We start from the raw sequence: 17,398 nt of genomic DNA on the forward strand, positions 1-17,398 counted from the left end.
CGTGTACACGCGCACGCGCCCATGCTTTCAATGTACCCAATGAAGCCTGCCAAGCAAGCCCCTTCTCGCGCTACCCCTGCGGCCCCATCAGCCACGGCCAAGGGCCGTCGCATCCAGGTTCGCCGCAGCGGCGTGCATGGCAAGGGTGTTTTCGCCGTGCAAGCCCTCGAACCTGGCGAGGTGCTCATCGAGTACACCGGCCAGCTGATCGACTGGGACGAAGCGCTGCGCCGCCATCCGCACAACCCGATGGATCCGCACCACACCTTCTATTTCCAGATCGAGGGCGGCCAGGTGATCGACGCGCTGTACGGCGGCAACGCCTCGCGCTGGATCAACCATGCCTGCAACCCGAACTGCGAAGCTGAAGAGCGTGACGACGGCCGCGTCTTCATCAAGGCGCTGCAACCCATCGCCCCGGGCGAAGAGTTGTTCTACGACTACGGGCTTACCATCGACGAGCGCTACACGCCGAAGCTGAAGGCGCGTTACGCCTGCCACTGCGGCGCGCCTGACTGCCGCCGCACGATGCTGTCGCCCAAGCGTCCGGGCCGGGGCTGACCGACCGATGAGCGTGCTCACGCCGGGCGACTGGGGCATCGAGGCCTTGTGGTCTGCGCTGCAGCCGGTGTGGCCGGGCCTGAGCGTGGAGCTGGTCGACGAGATCGGCTCGACCAATGTCGAACTGACTGACCGCCTGCGCCGCCTGGCGGTGGTGCATGCCGGCGGCCAGGTGCCTGACGACGCCGTGCTGCCCGTGCTGCTGGTGGCGCGCCGCCAGACCAGCGGCCGCGGCCGCCTGGGCCGCCCGTGGCTGGCCGACCCCGACAGCGCCCTCACCGCCTCGTTGTGCCTTCCGATTGACCGCGCCGATTGGTCGGGGCTGTCGCTCGCCGTGGGTGTGGCGCTGGCAAATGCACTTGATGCGACTGGCCAGCACCTCGGCCTGAAGTGGCCGAATGATTTGTGCCTGCGCGATGCCAGCCAACCACTGGGCCGCAAGGCCGGCGGCGTGCTGATCGAGGCGGTGAACGTGGGCCATCGGCGCATCGCGGTCATCGGCTTCGGCCTGAATGTGCGCCACCAAACCGTGCCCGACCGCCCCACCGGTGCGCTCACCGAAATCTGGCCCGAGGCCACGCCACCCGCCACCCTGGCCCGCGTGATGCCCGCCCTGCTCCAGGCCCTGCAGCGCTTCGACCAGCAAGGCTTTGCCCCGTTCCTGCCCGCTTACGCACCGCTTGATTTGCTGAGCGGCTTGCCCGTGGCCACCACCGACGCGCAGTGCCCCGCCGGCATTGCCCGCGGCGTGGACACCGATGGCGCGCTGCGCGTGCAGCAGGGCGAGCGGATGCACCGCATCGTCAGCGGCGAGGTGAGCGTGCGTGCGCATGCCACCGAGCTGCCACCAGCGCCGGGCCACTGACAACGATGCTGCGCCTGGTCATCCTGCTGCTGTTGCTGGCCAACCTGCTGTTCTGGGCAGGCCACCAGCCCGCCGTGCGCGACGCGCTGGGCATGCCCGCCGTGGGCGACAGCGAGCCTTATCGGCTGCAACGCCAGATCAACGCCGACGCGCTGCGGGTGGTGTCATCCGAAGGTCTGCCGGCGGTTGCTGCGGGCCGCGCCAATGGCGGCAACACGGCGACGGGGTCGGGCAATTCGGCGGCGGGGGCTGCGGCCTCAAGCGCGGCTGCCAGCGGTGTGGCGGCTGTTGCGGCCAGCGGGGTGGCGTCCGGTGCGCCGGCGTCTTCAGCGTCGGCCGCGAGTGCCGCAAGCTCATCAGCCACGGCTTCGGCTGCCTCCCCAGCGTCCGCCGCCTCCCTGCCCGCCTTCGCAGCCGCCAACAATCCGGCAACTGCCTGCCTGCAAACCACCACCCTGAGCGAAGCCGACGTGGCCACCGCCCAGCGGGAATTGCTGCAAGCCGGCCTGCGCACCGGTGACTGGCTGGACATTCGCCGCGAGAAGCCGGGCCGCTGGATGCTCTACATGGGCCGCTTCGCCGACCGCGATCAGCTGGAACGCAAGGCGGACGAGCTGCGTCGCATGCGTCTGCCGTTCTCCGAGTTCAGCGGCGTGGCCGAATTCACCCCGGGTCTGTCGCTGGGCCAGTTCGGCTCGAATGCCGAAGCCCAGGTGCGGCTGGGCCAGTTGCAGCAGCGCGGTGTGCGCACCGCCCGCGTGGTGGCGCTGGCGCCCGGCCAGGTGGAACACCGGCTGCGCATTGACCAGCCCGGTGCCGCAGGCCCGCGCCTGCTGGCCCTGCGCAGCAACTCACGCTGGCAGGCCTGCGCCGACTGAGGCCTCAGGGCTTCTGAACGCCACGCGGCAGGGCGCCCAGCGCCCAGGCCAGGGCCAGCAGCAGCAAGGCCGCCAAGGCATCCATGCCGCCTCCGCCGCTGTTGCCGCCACTGTTGCTGCCGCCTGAGGTGGTCGTGCCATCGGTGCCGCCGGTGCCTGCGGCTGCTTCGCGGTCCTGGCCGAGTGCCACCGCCGCACGCAATTCCGGCGTGTCGATCCAGCCCGCCACCCAGTCCGGGGGCGCATAACCACGGCCTTGTGCCGCCGCCTGGGCCCATTGCAGGGCTTGCGGGGCATCGAGAATGCCGGCGCCGCAGGTGCTGGTGGTGCACAGGCAGCGGCCCGGGTTGGCGCTGCTGCACGCCGCCATCCAGCTCGACTGCACATGCGGGCGCGCTGAGGCCGTCAGGCCCGCGCTGATCTGCGCCGGCGTCAGACCGGGGTTCACGGCCAGCATCAAGGCCACCGTGCCGCTCACCAGCGGTGCGGCAAAGCTGGTGCCGCTGTGGCGCTCGTAACTGCCCAGGCCGGGGCCTTGCACGCCGGTATTGCCAAGCGTGAACAGGCCGCCATCGGCCAGCAGGCCACCCCACAGGCCGCCGGTGTCGTCGCCGCCCGCCGTCGCGATGCGCAGGCTGGCACCGAAGTTCGAATAGTTGGCCTTGAAGCCGTCGCGGTTCAGCGCCGCCACGCCGATCACCTTCTCGCAATTGGCGGGTCGGGTCGGGGCGGCATGCTGGTTGCCGGCCGCAGCCACCACCACCACGCCCAGCGCCCACAGCTCGTCAATGGCGGTCTGGTAGGCCGCGTTGCAGGCCAGCGCTCCGCCAAAGCTGATGTTCACCACGCGGGCCGGCGTCGGGTTGAGCGGTGCCCATTCGGCGCAGCTGCCGCTGGCATCGGTGCTTGACCAGCGCTGGCACACCGCCAGCCCTGCGGCCCAGCGCATGCCGTCGACGATGTCGGCCACCGAGGCGCCACATTTGCCGGCCACCCGCACCGGCAGGATGCGCGCGGCGGCGTCCATGCCGGCCACGCCCAGCGCATTGCCGGTGCGGGCCGCAAGCAGGCCGGTGACGATGCTGCCGTGCCAGCTGCTGTCCTGCAGACCACAACTCGCGTAGCGGCCAGCATCCTGGGTTTGATCGACCGCGCTGACCCAGTCGCCGGGGTCGCTCGGGTCGGCGTCACGGCCATCGCCGTCGTTGGCATAACCGCGGCCCAGCGCGCTGTCCCAGTCGCTCACCATGTCGAAGCCGGGCAAGAGGCGCTGCGGGTCGAGATCAGGGTGGCTGGTCACGCCGGAATCGAGCACGGCCACCACCGTGGCCGCACTGCCGGTGCTGGTGCTCCAGGCGGTCTGGAAACCCGGCACGCCGCGCAGGCGCGCCGCCAGCACATCAGCATTGCCGCCGCTCACGGGTTGCAGCCACCACTGCTGCGACACGCCGGCAAACAGCGGGTCGTCGGGCAGCAGCACCTGGTCCTGCAGGCGCATCTCGCGCTGGTCGGGCACCACCCAGGCCACTTCGGGCTGCTCGCTCAGCCAGGCCTGCCAGGCTTTGACCTCCGAAGATGTGAGCGCACGCTCAGAACGCAATTCATGCTGGGACGCCCCCACTGCACGCAAGCGCAGCGCAGACAAGCCAGGCGGCGTGGCCGAGGTGGCCAGCAGACGCCGCCACTGGCGCTGCACCCGCTGGCGGGCGGCCACGGTGCTGGCAGCTTCAACCTGGTTGGTCGTGCTCGCCAGCAACGCCGAGGCCCGACCGGCGCCAGCCGGCGCATGCGGCACCGCATCGCGCATCTGCACGATGAAGCCCCGCACGGGCGCAACAGGCACCTCGGCCGTCGCCAGACCGGGTGTCAGTGACGTGGCGGACGACGCAGCGGCATCGCGCCAAGGCGCGGTGGCCAAGGCAGGCCAGGCCAGCGCCAGGGCGACGACGGCCGCCGCACTTCGGGTGATTCGGGGTAACAACATGGGCAATCCGGAGGCTGAGCGGACAGGCGGCCCCCACCCCTGCGGGTGAAGGCCTCTGTTCCTTATCGGCCGGTGTTGCCCAAACCCAAGGCCCGCGCGGATGTGCCCGCGGGGCCGTCAGGCGAATGCCCGCTCAGCGGCGGCGCGGGCGGCCAAGCGCCAGGCCCAGCAAGGCCAGGCCGGCGGCCCACCACGGGGCCATGGCACCGCCCCCACCGCCGCCGGACGACGACGAGGCTGCCGTGACCGTGAGGGTGCGGCTGACGCTGGTGGCCACGCCGGCGCTGTCGGTCACGGTCAGCTGCAGCGTGACGGTGCCGGTGCCGGTGAACTGCAGGGTGGCGGTGGGGTTGGTCGAGCTGCCGACGAAGTTGGCCAGCGTGTTGCCCGCCGTCAGCGTCCACTCATAGCCCTGCACCGTGAGGCCGGTGTCGGCCCTCGAAGCAGAGGCGTCCAGGCCGATGCTGTCACCGACTTGCGGTGCGGTATCACTCAGCGAAAAGCTGGCGACCGGTGCCGCGCTGACGGTCAAGGTCTTCGAGGTCGAGCTCGTCACGCCGGCGCTGTTGGTGACCACCAGTTGCACCACCACCGTGCCCGAGTTCGTGAACTTCAGGCTGGCCTGGGCGGCGTTGGTGGCGCCCTGAAAGCTGGCCAGGTTGGTGCCGGTGGTGACCAGCCATTGGTAGGTGCTCAGGGTCTGGCCGCTGCCGGCCGTGGAGGTGCTGGCGTCCAGCGCCACGGTGCTGCCGATGGCCGGCGTGGCATTCGACACGGTGAAGGCCGCCGTCGGCGACGGGGCGGTGACGCTGAACGAGCGGGTGTCGGTGGAGGTGCGGCCCTGGCTGTCGGTCACCGTCAGGCTGACGGTGACACTGCCGACGCCCGTGCCCAGCAGGCTCACGCTGCTGCCGGTGGTGCCGGTGGTGAACTGCGCCGCCGAGCTGCCGTTGGTGATGCTCCAGGCATAACTGCTGATGGTGGAGCCGCTGACCGCCGACGAGCCGGAGGCATCGATCGTCACGCTGCTGCCCTGGCTGACCACGGTGGCCGACAGGACCATGGCCACGGTCGGCGTCTGCGGGGCCGCAGCCACCACGGCGGCACCTGCGTTCAGCAGGCCGGCGCCGCAGGTGCTGGTGGTGCAGTAGCACTCGCTGTCCTGGGCCGTGGCGCTCGGCGCCTGGCAGGTGCCCACGCCGGCATCAGCCCCGGTGGTCGGGAAGGCGCGCGCGGTGGAGCGCATCAGCGCCTTCACGTCAGACGGCGTCAGGCTGCTGTTGGCCGAGATCATCAACGCAGCCGTGCCCGCCACCAGTGGCGAGGCGAAGCTGGTGCCCAACTCGTAGGCGAAGCTGGTGAAGTAGCTGTTGGTGGACGGCACCGTGGTGCCGGTGTTGGTGGCCGCGATCAGCGGGTACAGGCAGGCGCCTGTGGCGTTCACGCAGTTGCCAGCGGGTGCGGCAATGCTGTTTTCAGGGCCGAGGTTGGAAAAACCCACCTTGGTGCCGGTGTGGCGCACGCCCGCCACCGAAATCACGCCGCTGCAGTTGGCAGGCACGCCCACTGCCAGGCCTTCATTGCCCGACGCTGCAACCACCACCACGCCGGCGGCCGTCACGGCGGTCACGGCATCCTGGTAGGCAGCACTGCACGCGCCCGACGAGCCCAGGCTCAGGTTGAGCACCCGCGCCGGATTGGCATTGGTGGGCACACCGGCCACGCTGAAGCCGGCCGACCAGCGCATGCCGGCAATGATGTCGGAGTCGTAGCCGCCGCACTTGCCCAGCACCCGTACCGGCAAGATCTTGACGTTGGGCGCGACGCCCGCCATGCCGACGCCGTTGTTGGTGGCCGCACCCACGAGCGACGACACCGCGGTGCCGTGCCAGGAGCTGTTGCTGACGCCGCAATCCTTGAAGACGCCTGCCGTGTTCTCAGACGTGGTGATCCAGTCACCAGGGTCGGACGCATCGGCATCACGGCCGCCACCGTCGTTGGCGGTGTCCGAATCGCTGACAAAGTCATAGCCATCCAGCAGCTTGGACGTCAGATCCGGGTGGTCCTTGCGCACGCCAGTGTCGAGCACCGCCACCACCACGCTGGTGCTGCCCTGGGTCACGTTCCAGGCGGTTTCAATGTCGAGCGAACTCTTCACTTCGCCGCTGGGGGCGCGCAGGTACCACTGGCCCACCACCGGTGTGGTGCTGGTCTGGCTGCCGGCGTAGAGCGGGTCATTCGGTGCGGTGGTGGCGAAGCGGCGCTGGTCGACCACCGCCCATTCCACATCGCTGTCTGCGGCCAGCTTGGCGGCCAGGCTGCGGCTGTCGAGCACGGCCGACTTGACGACCTGCGTGCGGGCGGCAATGGCGCGGCCGTCGCTCAGCGTCAGGCCGAGTCGGTTGCCCATGGCCTGCGCGAGTTGCGGGCCGGTATCGACCGCCGTGCCCAGCGCACGTGCCGAATTGCTGCTGTTGCTGCTACCCAGCACGCTGGCGTTGGTGCGGTACTTGACGATGACGCGCCCTTCGGCAGCGGCCACGGAGGCGGCAGGCGTACGGCGCACGGGGTTCGTTTCCGCCGCAGCCAGCGTCATCGAAGCGACGGCCAGCGCCGCAGCGGTGAGCAGAGGAACCAGGGGGCGGACACGGAACATGGCAATACCTCAAGCAACTCGAAAACTTGTTTGCGAGTCTAGCCCCGGCGATGTTTCCGTTTCATGTGCGGTTCACACATGCACACCATTCAGTCATGAAAAAAGGCCCCTCAGGGCCTTTTCTTGAGACAACTCGCGGACAGCCTGAGGCCATCCGGGAGCCATCAGCGCGAGATCACTTGGCGATGACGCGGGCCATTTCCAGGCACTTGTTCGAATAGCCCCATTCGTTGTCGTACCAGGCCACCACCTTCACGAAGGTGCTGTCCAGCGCCAGACCGGCTTCGGCGTCGAACACCGAGGTGCAGACCTCACCGCGGAAGTCGGTGGCGACCACCTTGTCTTCGGTGTAGCCCAGCACGCCCTTCATGGCGCCTTCAGACGCAGCCTTCATGGCGGCGCAGATGTCGGCGTAGGAGGCTTCCTTGTTCAGCTCGACGGTCAGGTCAACGACCGACACGTCCGAGGTCGGCACGCGGAAAGCCATGCCGGTGAGCTTCTTGTTCAGCTCAGGAATGACCACGCCCACGGCCTTGGCAGCGCCCGTGCTCGAAGGAATGATGTTTTCCAGGATGCCGCGGCCACCGCGCCAGTCCTTGTTCGACGGGCCGTCCACGGTCTTCTGCGTTGCGGTGGCAGCGTGCACGGTGGTCATCAGACCGCGCTTGATGCCGAACGTGTCGTTCAGCACCTTGGCCACGGGGGCCAGGCAGTTGGTGGTGCACGAAGCGTTCGAGATGATGGCCTGGCCGGCGTAGGTGCCGTGGTTCACGCCGAAGACGAACATCGGGGTGTCGTCCTTCGACGGCGCCGACAGGATGACCTTCTTGGCGCCGGCCTTCAGGTGGGCTTCGGCGGTTTCCTTGGTCAGGAACAGGCCGGTCGACTCGATCACGACGTCGGCGCCAACTTCGTCCCACTTCAGCTCGGCCGGGTTCTTCACCGCGGTCAGGCGGATCTTCTTGCCGTTGACCACCAGGGTGTTGCCGTCGATGGCCACGTCGCCCTTGAAGCGGCCGTGCACGCTGTCGTACTTCAGCATGTACGCCAGGTAGTCCGGCTCCAGCAGGTCGTTGATGCCGACGATTTCAACGTCGTTGGCGAAGTTCTGCACCGCAGCGCGGAACACCATGCGGCCGATGCGGCCGAATCCGTTGATACCGATCTTGATGGTCATGGGAGTCTCCAGTAAAAAAACAACAGGGAATTCAAATGTCGAGCTTGATGCAGGGGACGTGGATGATGCTTTCCTGCCCAAGGATCTGTGCGCGCTGGCTGTCGAGAATGTTCAATTCAAGCTTGCCCACCCAGTCCATGAAGGCAAACACGGCGCTCTCGTCCAGAAACTTGCCTGGCGACCGCTTGTGCACCACGACCTTGTTTGACATGTACGGCTGATTGAACTCGAAGGTGACGTCGAACGGGCATCCCACTTCTGCAAAGTCCACCTTGTAGGTCTGCTTGTCGAGGTTCTTGACCATGCCAAGGAAGCTGACCAGGTCCATGTCATTCAAGCGAGCACGGGAGCCATCTTCGAGCCTGAAACGGTAGACAAGCTTTCTCGTATTGACCTCACCGGGCTCAAGGCACGGCATGCGGAACTCTGACAACGCATTCCGCACGGTTTGAACAAACGGCCTGACGCTGTCTTCATTCAGGATGCGGACCTCTTCCGGCGGTTGGTCGGGGGCAGTGAACTTGAACGTGGCGTAGACCACGCCTTGCAGTCCCCGCTTCTGCGCGCCAGAGGGGTAGGAAACCTTGGTCTGACCTCTTACCAGGCAAGACTCGGAGGGGCCGAACAACGCTGCGCGCTGAACCGGAGATTGCCCGAGGTCAGGCGTGAAGAGAAAGCGGAAGGTCGTGACAAAGGGCTTGTCGCCAGACTTCAGGCAAGGCACCCGGAACTTCGCCACGTGCTTCTCGACGGCCTTGACAAACGCTTCCGTGGGGGCGTTTTCAGCTGGCCCCACCTGCAGCTTCACCTTTGGCGGAGCATCAGCGGCGTTGAAGGTCAACGCCACACGAATGTCACCGGATTCCCGCATGCGCAGCAGCTCTTCCGGATACGGAACATCACTGCGCTCCCGCGCACCCGGCGTCATGCACAGCAGCTCCGGCTCGGGCACGACCTCGATGTTCGAAGCCTCCTGCGCCTGGGCCGCACCGGCCGCGCCCATCATCAAGAGAGCCAGCAAGCACAGCGCCCGCAAAGACAAAAGCGCAGCTGACAGCCATGCTGCCAACTGCGCCTTGCCTTGTGTCCGGATCCCGTTCATCGATGGCCGCTCCCCGCCCATGTGCACGTCAAAACTGAAATTGTGCGTCATGGAAGGAGAACGGCGCGAGAACAAGATCAGCGGCCCAGCACCTTGCGCACCGTCAGCGCGAGGTTGTCGACCGTGAAGCCGAACAGCTTGAACAGGTCACCAGCCGGGGCCGACTCGCCGTAGCGGTCCAGGCCGATGACGGCGGCACAGCCGTACTTCCACCAGCCTTCGGTCACACCCGCCTCGATGGCGATGCGCGGCAGCTTGGCCGGCAGCACTTCGAGCTTGTAGGCCATGTCCTGGCGGTCGAACACGGTGGTCGACGGCATCGACACCACGCGCACGGCGATCTTGGCCTTGGCCAGTTCTTCCTGCGCACGCAGGGCCAGCTGCACTTCAGAGCCCGTGGCGATGATGACGGCCTGGGCAGCCTTCTTCATGCCCACGTCCACCGGCTCGGACAGCACATAGCCGCCCTTGGTGATGACGTCCGCGTCTTCCTTCGGCAGGTACGGCAGGTTCTGGCGCGACAACAGCAGCGCGCTCGGGCGGTTGCGGTTGGCCAGGGCCATGGTCCAGGCCACCGCGGTTTCGGTGGTGTCGGCCGGACGCCAGACGTCCAGGTTGGGGATCAGGCGCAGGCTGGCAGCGTGTTCCACCGACTGGTGGGTCGGGCCGTCTTCACCCAGACCGATGGAGTCGTGGGTGAACACATGCACGACGCGCTGCTTCATCAGCGCGGCCATGCGGATGGCGTTGCGGCTGTAGTCGCTGAAGGTCAGGAAGGTGCCACCGTAGGGGATGTAGCCACCGTGCAGGGCCACGCCGTTCATGATGGCGGCCATGCCGAATTCGCGCACACCGTAGTTGATGTGGCGGCCACCCTGGCCAGCTTCGTTCTTCACCACGGCGCCGGCGGCATCAAAGCGCAGGTTCGGGGTGGACTTGGTGTTGGTCAGGTTCGAGCCGGTCAGGTCGGCCGAGCCGCCCAGCAGCTCCGGCAGCGCGGCGGTGAACACTTCCAGCGCGAGCTGGCTGGCCTTGCGGCTGGCCACGGTTTCAGCCTTGTCGTGGGCGCCGGCCACGGCTTGCACGGCGATCTCGGCGAAGTTCTCCGGCAGCTCGCCCGACATGCGGCGCACGAACTGGGCAGCAGCTTCCGGGAAAGCGGCGGCGTAGGCTTCGAAGCGAACATCCCACTCGGCGTTGGCGGCAGCACCGGCTTCGGTTGCGTCCCAGGCGGTGCGCACGTCGGCGGGGATGACGAAGGGCTCGTCGGTCCAGCCCAGGGCTTCGCGGGTCAGCTTGATTTCTTCGCCACCCAGCGGCTCGCCGTGGGCCTTGGCGGTGTTGGCGCGGTTCGGCGAGCCCTTGCCGATGCTGGTCTTGCAGATCACCAGGCTCGGCTTGTCGGTGCTCTGCTTGGCCTTGGCCAGCGCGGCATCAATCGCGTCCACGTCGTGGCCGTCGACCGGGCCGATGACGTTCCAGCCGCAGGCGGTGAAACGCTGGGCGGTGTTGTCGATGAACCAAGGGGCGACCTGGCCGTCGATCGAGATGCCGTTGTCGTCGTACAGGGCCACCAGCTTGTTCAGCTTCCAGGCGCCAGCCAGGGCCACGGCCTCGTGGCTGATGCCTTCCATCAGGCAGCCGTCACCCATGAACACGTAGGTGCGGTGGTCGACCACGGTGTGGCCGTCCTTGTTGAACTCGGACGCCAGCAGCTTTTCAGCCAGGGCCATGCCCACGGCGTTGGTGATGCCCTGACCCAGCGGGCCGGTGGTGGTTTCGATGCCCGGCGTCACGTCGACTTCCGGGTGGCCCGGGGTCAGGCTGTGCAGCTTGCGGAAGTTCTTCAGCTCGGAGATCGGCAGCGCGTAACCGGTCAGGTTCAGCAGCGCGTAGATCAGCATCGAGCCGTGGCCGTTCGACAGCACGAAGCGGTCGCGGTCAAACCACTTCGGGGCTTGCGGGTTGTGCTTCAGGTGACGGTTCCACAGTGCCTGCGCCATTTCGGCCATGCCCATGGGCGCGCCGGGGTGACCGGAGTTGGCCTGCTGGACGGCGTCCATCGCCAGCGCGCGGATCGCGTTGGCCATCTGGGGGTGTTCGGGGCGGAGGTTGGCTGTGGACATAGGTGGTTCCGAGTCGGATCGTGGCGGCCGGCGGCGCGGGTGTGGCGCCGTCGGGGTTGGGATCGGGAAGGGAGAACCCTCGATTTTAGCCGGGCCTGCCTGACAGCAGCTTCACGCGAATTTTCAGGCCCTGAAGAGCGTGTCTTTGAACACGATTCGAGGCTCCGTCCGGCGCCATTTCAAGCGGGTTAGCATCCAGTCCGTTCTTGCCTTTCTGCTCTTCTCTTTCCTATTCTTTTCGTTCTTCTTTTACCTCTCGGCCACCCGCCCTCACATGCACGGATTGCACCTGACGGCCGACCTGCTCGGCGTCGACCCTTCACTGCCCCTGATGACCGACCCGGAAGCCCTGCGCAGCTGCTGCGTGGCAGCCGTGGCGCAAGGGGGATTGAGCGGCGTGGCCGAGCTGTTTCACCGCTTCGCGCCCGCACCGGGTGAGGCCGGGCCGGCCGGCATCACCGGCGTGGTGCTGCTGGCCGAATCACACCTGGCGGTGCACACCTGGCCGGAGCTGGGCGGGGTCACGCTCGACGTGTACGTGTGCAACCTCGGGCGTGACAACAGCGACCGCGCTGAAGCCGTGCTGGCTGCGCTCGAAGCCGCCTTTACGCCAACACAGGTGACACGCGGCCGGCTGCAACGCGGCAGCCTGCGCCCGGCCACCTAAACTGCGGGCATGACAGCCACGCCCACCCCTCGCGCGCTGATCCTTGCCGCCGGCCGCGGCGAGCGCATGCGCCCCCTCACCGATGCCACGCCCAAGCCGCTGCTGCGGGTGCAAGGCAAGCCGCTGATCGAATGGCATCTGGAAGCGCTGGCGCGGGCCGGCGTGCGCGAGGTGGTCATCAACACCGCCTGGCTGGAAGAGCAGTTTCCGGACGCCCTGGGCGACGGCAGCCGCTGGGGCCTGACGCTGCACTACTCGATGGAAGGCCGCGACCACGGCGGCGCACTCGAAACCGCAGGCGGCATTGCCAAGGCCCTGCCCCAACTGGCGCCTGCGGGCGACGAGGTGTTCTGGGTGGTGTCGGGCGACGTGTTCCTGCCCGGCTTCACCTTCCCGGCGGACGCGGCCGACCGCTTCGCGCGCAGCGCGCTCGACGCCCAGCTCTGGCTGGTGCCCAACGCGCCGCACCACCCGGGTGGCGACTTCGGCATCACGCCCGACGGCCTGGCCACGCGCGACGCCGCAGACAAGTTCACCTGGGCCAGCGTGGGCCTGTTCCGCCCCGGCTTGTTCACCGACGTGCCGGTGGGCACGCGCCTGGCGCTGCGGCCCAAGCTGGAAGCTGCCTTGACCGCACAGCGGCTGGGCGCACAGCTGTGGCCCGGCGCGTGGACCGATGTGGGCACCATCGAGCGGCTGGACGCGCTGAATCGCTGAAAGGCACCTGCCCTCAGCGGCCGCTGCATCCCGCGTTCAGTCGAACATTCAATCGGCCGGCAACACCCGCGCCAAGGCCTCGGCCAGCGCATGCAGGGTCACCGGCTTGGACAGATGGTCGTTCATGCCGGCCGCAATCGATGCCTCGCGCTCTTCGGCCAGCGCATGGGCTGTCATCGCAATCACCGGCAAGGCCGCCTGGGCACCGCCACCGGCACGCAAGCGCCGCGTGGTGGTGAGGCCGTCCATGCCGGGCATCTGGATATCCATCAACACGGCGTCCACCGCCTCCACGGCCAGCAGCGCCAGGGCCTGCTCGCCGCTGGTCGCGAGCACCGGCTCCAGACCCAGCTGACGCAACAAGGCCTCGCCGATGATCTGGTTGGTCTCGTTGTCTTCCACCAGCAGCACGCGCGCACCCGCACGCAGTCGGGGTGGCGGCGGTGGCGGCAACACGGCCGGGCTCACGGTACGCGGCTGCGGCAGGTCGAACCAGAACGTGCTGCCTTTTCCGGGCGATGAGCAAACCTGCAATTCGGCGTCCATCAACCGGACCAGGTGCCGTGCAATGGTGAGGCCCAGCCCGGTGCCGCCGTGGCGCCGCGCGATCGACGCATCTGCCTGACCAAAGGCGTCAAAGGCCAGGGCCAGCGTGGCTGCATCCATGCCCACGCCGGTGTCCTGCACCTCAAACCGCAGTACCCCGGGCTCCAGTGCCCGCACGCGCAGCAACACGTGGCCCGACGGTGTGAACTTCAGGGCATTGCTGAGCAGATTCAACAGCACCTGGTGCAGGCGCAGCGGGTCACCCACAGCCTCGGCAGGCACGTCGGCGTCCACCTCGCAGCGCAGGCTGACAAGCGATGCGTCGGTCCGGTGTTCCAGCATCTCGTGCAAGTCCGTCACCAGGCCGCGCAGATCAAACTGCCCAGCCTCCAGCGTCAATTTGCCAGCTTCGATGCGCGACATGTCGAGCACGTCGTTGAGCAGGCTGAGCAGGCCACGCGCTGCCACATGCGCACGCCGCACATGCTCCTGCACGATGGCCGGATCATCGCTGCGCAGGGCCAGATCGGTCAGGCCGATCACGGCGCTCATCGGTGTGCGGATCTCGTGGCTGATGTTCGCCAGAAATGCCGTCTTGGCGCGGTTGGCTTCATCAGCCGCCTGACGCGCGGCCTCCAGGGCCTGCTGGTGCTCCGCGCTGCGCTCGCGCAGGTCACGCTCGCGCAGCGCCTGCCGATGGGCCTGCCCGAGGTAGCGGCGCAAGGTCAGCGCACAAACGGTGACGATGGCGCAGAACTGGAACTGCACCCAGGCTTGCGCGTAGGCGCCGAAGGTGACGGGCGGTGATGCCGCGGTCAGCCAGGCCAGCACCGCGAGCAGCCCGCCCACGCAAATCAGCAAAGCCCAGGCCATGCGCGCGCCGAGCAGGAAGCCGACGAACACCAGCGGCAACATGAAGAACGAGACATGCGCCGTCCGCACCGAGCCGACGCTCAGCACCCACACCACCCCGAGCGCCATCAACACGCCCATGATCAGCGGCACGGTGACGCCATGGTCGAAGCGCACCACCACCATCCGCAACAGGAAGGGCACCACCACGAGCACACCCGACATCACCCGCACCGGCACGCTGACCATCGGCATGAACAGCACGGTGAAGAGGTACATGGCCGCCGCCAGGCAGCCCACCAGCACCAGCGTATCGGCCACCAGCCGCTGCACATCCCCCTCAGGCAGCTGGTCGGCACGACCGGTCAGCACGTCACCGAGCAAGGTCTTGATGCTGGTGAACGACAACGGCGGCGAGTCTCCGGTTGGCGCGTCCGGCATCGTCAGGCCCCCTCGCCGCGTACGGAGGCCTCGGCGGCAAACCGGTAGCTGGAGCCGGCCACCTTCTTGGCCGCATACATGGCCCGGTCGGCATTGGCCATGATCTGATCGGCGGTCTCGCCGTCGCGCGGGTACTGGCTGATGCCGACACTGACCCCGACCTGCAGCAAGCCCATCGGTGAATCCACCGGCTCGCCGATCAGGGCCATCAGCTTCTCCGCGATCTGGCCCGCATGCACCGGGTGCGCGGGTGTGCCGAGCAAGACAACAAACTCGTCGCCACCCAGCCGGGCGACGGTGTCCACCTCGCGCATCTGGGCTTGCAGACGGCGCGCCAGGCCTTGCAGCAACAGGTCGCCGGCCTCGTGGCCGAACTCGTCATTGATGCGCTTGAAGTCATCCAGGTCGAGGAACAGCACGGTCACCTCCTCGCCATGCCGCCGGGCATAGGCCAGTGCCTGCGCGAGGCGGTCGCTGAACAGGCGGCGGTTGGGCAAGTCGGTCAGGGTGTCGTGGTGCGACAGGTGCTCCAGCTGATCCTGCTTGTCCTTCAGGTCGAGCAGTTGCTGGGCGATGCGGGTCTGCATCTTCTGGAAGCTGCGCGCGAGCGATCCGATCTCGTCCTGCCGGTCCACAGGCAACTCGCCGGCCGGCTCCCCGGTCTCGAAGCGGCGCGCGGCCTCGGTCACCGCATTGATCGGACGTGACACCGCGCGCGACACCACCACGGCCAGCGCCGCACTCAAGGCGCACAGGCCCAGCACGATGCGCACGATGGCGCTGCCCACCTCATCACTGCGCGCCAGCACGAACGACAGCGGCTGCGCCAGACCGATGACCAGGCGGTTGTCGTTGTCGGGCGATTCGATCGACTGCGGAATGAAGGCAGCCACCTGCGGCGGCCGGCCCGGCAGCGCTTCGCTGCGGTCGATCAGCACGGGCGCGGCCTGGCCGGTGAAGAGCGACACCGTGTCCGGAAACTCGCTCTGCAACAGCACTCGCCGGCCCCGGTCGAAACCGAAGGTCTGGGTGGCATCAGGATGGATCAGCACATCACCGGCACCGTTGGCCAGATAGAGCTGGTAGCTGCCCGGCAGATCGGCCGCCAGCAGGCCGAACAGGCCGTTCAGGTCGACGTTGATGACCACCACGCCGCGGGCCAGGCCCTGGTCGTCCATCACCGGCATGGCGAGCTGCAGCAGGGGTTGATCCAGGCCGGCGTAGGTGCCCGTTTCGTGGTTGATCGAGATGCGCGACAGCCAGGTGCCGCCCAGTGGCAGCCGCAGCGCGTCGGCCACATAAGGGAAGTGGCCCTTCTCCTGCAGGTCGTCCCCCACCAGCCGCACGGCCAGGCTGCCGATGCGGTCCAGGCGCACCCGCTCCATGCCGTGACCATCGGCCGAGATCAGGCGTACCTGCAGGTAGGCCGGGTTGGCCGTCATGACACCGTCGAACAGGGTGGCGACCTGGTCGGCATCGCTCGTGCGGCCGTACAGCAGCGTGGCCAGCGCCACCGGGTGCCGCGTGAGCATCTGCAGGTTGCGCGTGATTTCGCCCTGCATCAGCGTGATGCGTCGGGCCAGCATCTGCGTCGAGGTGAGCAGCTCGGTGCGGGCTGAATTCAGCTGAAGCTTGCGGCTGGCTTCATAGGCATAAAAGCCGGTCAGGCCCGCCGCGAGGGCGCCCACCAGGGCCAGCAGGATCGCCAGCTTGAAGCTGATGCGCAGCCTCATGTGCCCAGCACCTTGGTGGCGTTGTCACCCGAAAAGATGCGCGACCAGAGTCGGCTGCGGCGATCTTCGCTTTCCACCGGGGCCAGCCAGACCAGCCGGCCGCCGCCCTGCGGCGACAGACCGCCACCGGTGGTGTTGTTCAGCCCCTGCCGCTGGCGCAACAGGTCGCTGGCGGGCTGATCCAGCAGGTGGTTGATCCAGGCGTGCGCCAGCGCGGTGTTGCGCGCACCGCGGGCCATCACCCAGCAGTCCAGCCAGGCCAGTGCGCCCTCCCGCGGAATGACATAGCCCGCATCCACACCCGCTGCACGCAGCAGGTGCAATTGCTGGGTGCCGTAGTTGGCGAACATGATCGCGGCCTGGCGCTGGCGGAACAGCCGAACCGCTTCCTCAGGCTGGGTGTAGAAGCCGCTGACGTTGCGACGCAGCGCAATCAGCTTGTGCACCGCCGGGGTCCATTGAAGCTCGGCGATCTGGAAGGGGTCGGGCCAGCCCAGCGCCTGGGCGGCGAGCGAAAAGTTGTGCGTGCCACCGTTGTAGGCCAGCACCTGGCCGCGCCAGCGTGAATCCCACAGCGCATGGATGCTGTCAGGGGGCTCGGGGCAGCGGCGGCGGTCGTGGATCAGGCCCATCTCGGCCCAGGCGAAGGGCACGGCCCAGCGCTGGCCGTTGCGGGCAATGCCGGGCAGCGCGCTCACGTCCCGGAAGCGGTCTTCCTGCCGGGACAGCAGCGGCAGCAAGGCGGGGGTCAGGGGCAGGGCCAGGTTGGCGCGCAGGTAGCGCTGCAGCTCGGCGGTGTTGACGGCGAAGACATCGAAGTCGGCGCCATTGCGCTCACGCACGCGCTGCCAGAGGGTGGCGTCGGAGTCGATCTCGCTGACTTCCACCCGGCAGCCGTGGCGGCGCTCGAATTCGGCCACCACTTCGGGCTCGGCGTAGCCCGGCCAGGCCAGCACACGCAGCACGTCATTGCCGGCCCGTGCAGCCATCGGCCATGCAGCGGCGGCGGCCAAGGTGCCTATTCCCCAACGCCTCCTGGATACTGCTGACGACGCCATGCTCTGCTTGATTGTTTGCAGAATGTTACATGTTT

The 17,398-nt window shown here is 67.9% G+C and carries 13 protein-coding genes; 5 read left to right on the plus strand and 8 right to left on the minus strand.

Features of this window, described 5'->3' with window-relative positions:
* The first annotated feature begins 39 nt into the window (after positions 1–39).
* The 3 genes from AACH00_RS12905 to AACH00_RS12915 are packed head-to-tail and all read left to right on the plus strand — an operon-like array spanning position 40 to position 2,304.
* Positions 40–561, plus strand: coding sequence for an SET domain-containing protein (locus AACH00_RS12905; protein ID WP_341399555.1), 522 nt, complete (start codon positions 40–42; stop codon positions 559–561).
* Positions 562–568: 7 nt separating this feature from the next.
* The gene (locus tag AACH00_RS12910) at positions 569–1,426 is read left to right on the plus strand and encodes a biotin--[acetyl-CoA-carboxylase] ligase (protein ID WP_341399556.1); all 858 of its coding nucleotides are present in this window, start codon (positions 569–571) and stop codon (positions 1,424–1,426) included.
* 5 nt (positions 1,427–1,431) lie between these two features.
* Positions 1,432–2,304: a hypothetical protein gene (locus AACH00_RS12915; RefSeq protein WP_341399557.1), complete on the plus strand. Its 873-nt coding sequence runs from the start codon at positions 1,432–1,434 to the stop codon at positions 2,302–2,304.
* 4 nt (positions 2,305–2,308) lie between these two features.
* Here the strand turns inward: AACH00_RS12915 and AACH00_RS12920 are convergent, their stop codons facing one another.
* The 5 genes from AACH00_RS12920 to tkt all read right to left on the minus strand — a co-directional run bounded on the left by AACH00_RS12920 (position 2,309) and on the right by tkt (position 11,349).
* Entirely contained in the window at positions 2,309–4,288 is a 1,980-nt protein-coding gene (locus AACH00_RS12920; protein ID WP_341399558.1) for a S8 family serine peptidase, read from the minus strand.
* Positions 4,289–4,421: 133 nt separating this feature from the next.
* Positions 4,422–6,944 (minus strand): S8 family peptidase, encoded by a 2,523-nt coding sequence (locus AACH00_RS12925; RefSeq protein WP_341399559.1) that lies wholly within the window; start codon positions 6,942–6,944, stop codon positions 4,422–4,424.
* Positions 6,945–7,119: 175 nt separating this feature from the next.
* Positions 7,120–8,121 (minus strand): type I glyceraldehyde-3-phosphate dehydrogenase, encoded by a 1,002-nt coding sequence (gene gap, locus AACH00_RS12930; protein WP_341399560.1) that lies wholly within the window; start codon positions 8,119–8,121, stop codon positions 7,120–7,122.
* 31 nt (positions 8,122–8,152) lie between these two features.
* On the minus strand, positions 8,153–9,274 hold the full coding sequence (locus AACH00_RS12935; protein WP_341399561.1) for an energy transducer TonB: 1,122 nt from the start codon (positions 9,272–9,274) through the stop codon (positions 8,153–8,155).
* Between the two features lie 26 nt (positions 9,275–9,300).
* The gene (tkt, locus tag AACH00_RS12940; protein WP_341399562.1) at positions 9,301–11,349 is read right to left on the minus strand and encodes a transketolase; all 2,049 of its coding nucleotides are present in this window, start codon (positions 11,347–11,349) and stop codon (positions 9,301–9,303) included.
* A 274-nt stretch (positions 11,350–11,623) separates the two neighbouring features.
* Between tkt and speD the strand changes: the two genes are divergently transcribed.
* On the plus strand, positions 11,624–12,016 hold the full coding sequence (gene speD, locus AACH00_RS12945; protein ID WP_341399563.1) for an adenosylmethionine decarboxylase: 393 nt from the start codon (positions 11,624–11,626) through the stop codon (positions 12,014–12,016).
* 9 nt (positions 12,017–12,025) lie between these two features.
* Entirely contained in the window at positions 12,026–12,733 is a 708-nt protein-coding gene (murU, locus tag AACH00_RS12950) for an N-acetylmuramate alpha-1-phosphate uridylyltransferase MurU (protein WP_341399564.1), read from the plus strand.
* Between the two features lie 48 nt (positions 12,734–12,781).
* Here the strand turns inward: murU and AACH00_RS12955 are convergent, their stop codons facing one another.
* Genes AACH00_RS12955 through AACH00_RS12965 form a run of 3 tightly spaced genes read right to left on the minus strand, consistent with a single transcriptional unit; the run spans position 12,782 to position 17,318 of the window.
* Positions 12,782–14,572 carry an ATP-binding protein gene (locus AACH00_RS12955; RefSeq protein WP_341399565.1) on the minus strand — a complete coding sequence of 597 codons (1,791 nt, stop codon included), beginning with the start codon at positions 14,570–14,572 and terminating at the stop codon, positions 12,782–12,784.
* 2 nt (positions 14,573–14,574) lie between these two features.
* Positions 14,575–16,305, minus strand: a complete 1,731-nt coding sequence (locus AACH00_RS12960) for a diguanylate cyclase domain-containing protein (RefSeq protein ID WP_341399566.1) — start codon at positions 16,303–16,305, stop codon at positions 14,575–14,577.
* On the minus strand, positions 16,302–17,318 hold the full coding sequence (locus AACH00_RS12965) for an extracellular solute-binding protein (protein ID WP_341399567.1): 1,017 nt from the start codon (positions 17,316–17,318) through the stop codon (positions 16,302–16,304). Before AACH00_RS12965 ends, AACH00_RS12960 begins: the two co-directional genes overlap by 4 nt.
* Between the last annotated feature and the right edge of the window lie 80 nt (positions 17,319–17,398).

This window comes from Ideonella margarita (assembly GCF_038066635.1).
Lineage (GTDB): Bacteria > Pseudomonadota > Gammaproteobacteria > Burkholderiales > Burkholderiaceae_C > Ideonella > Ideonella margarita.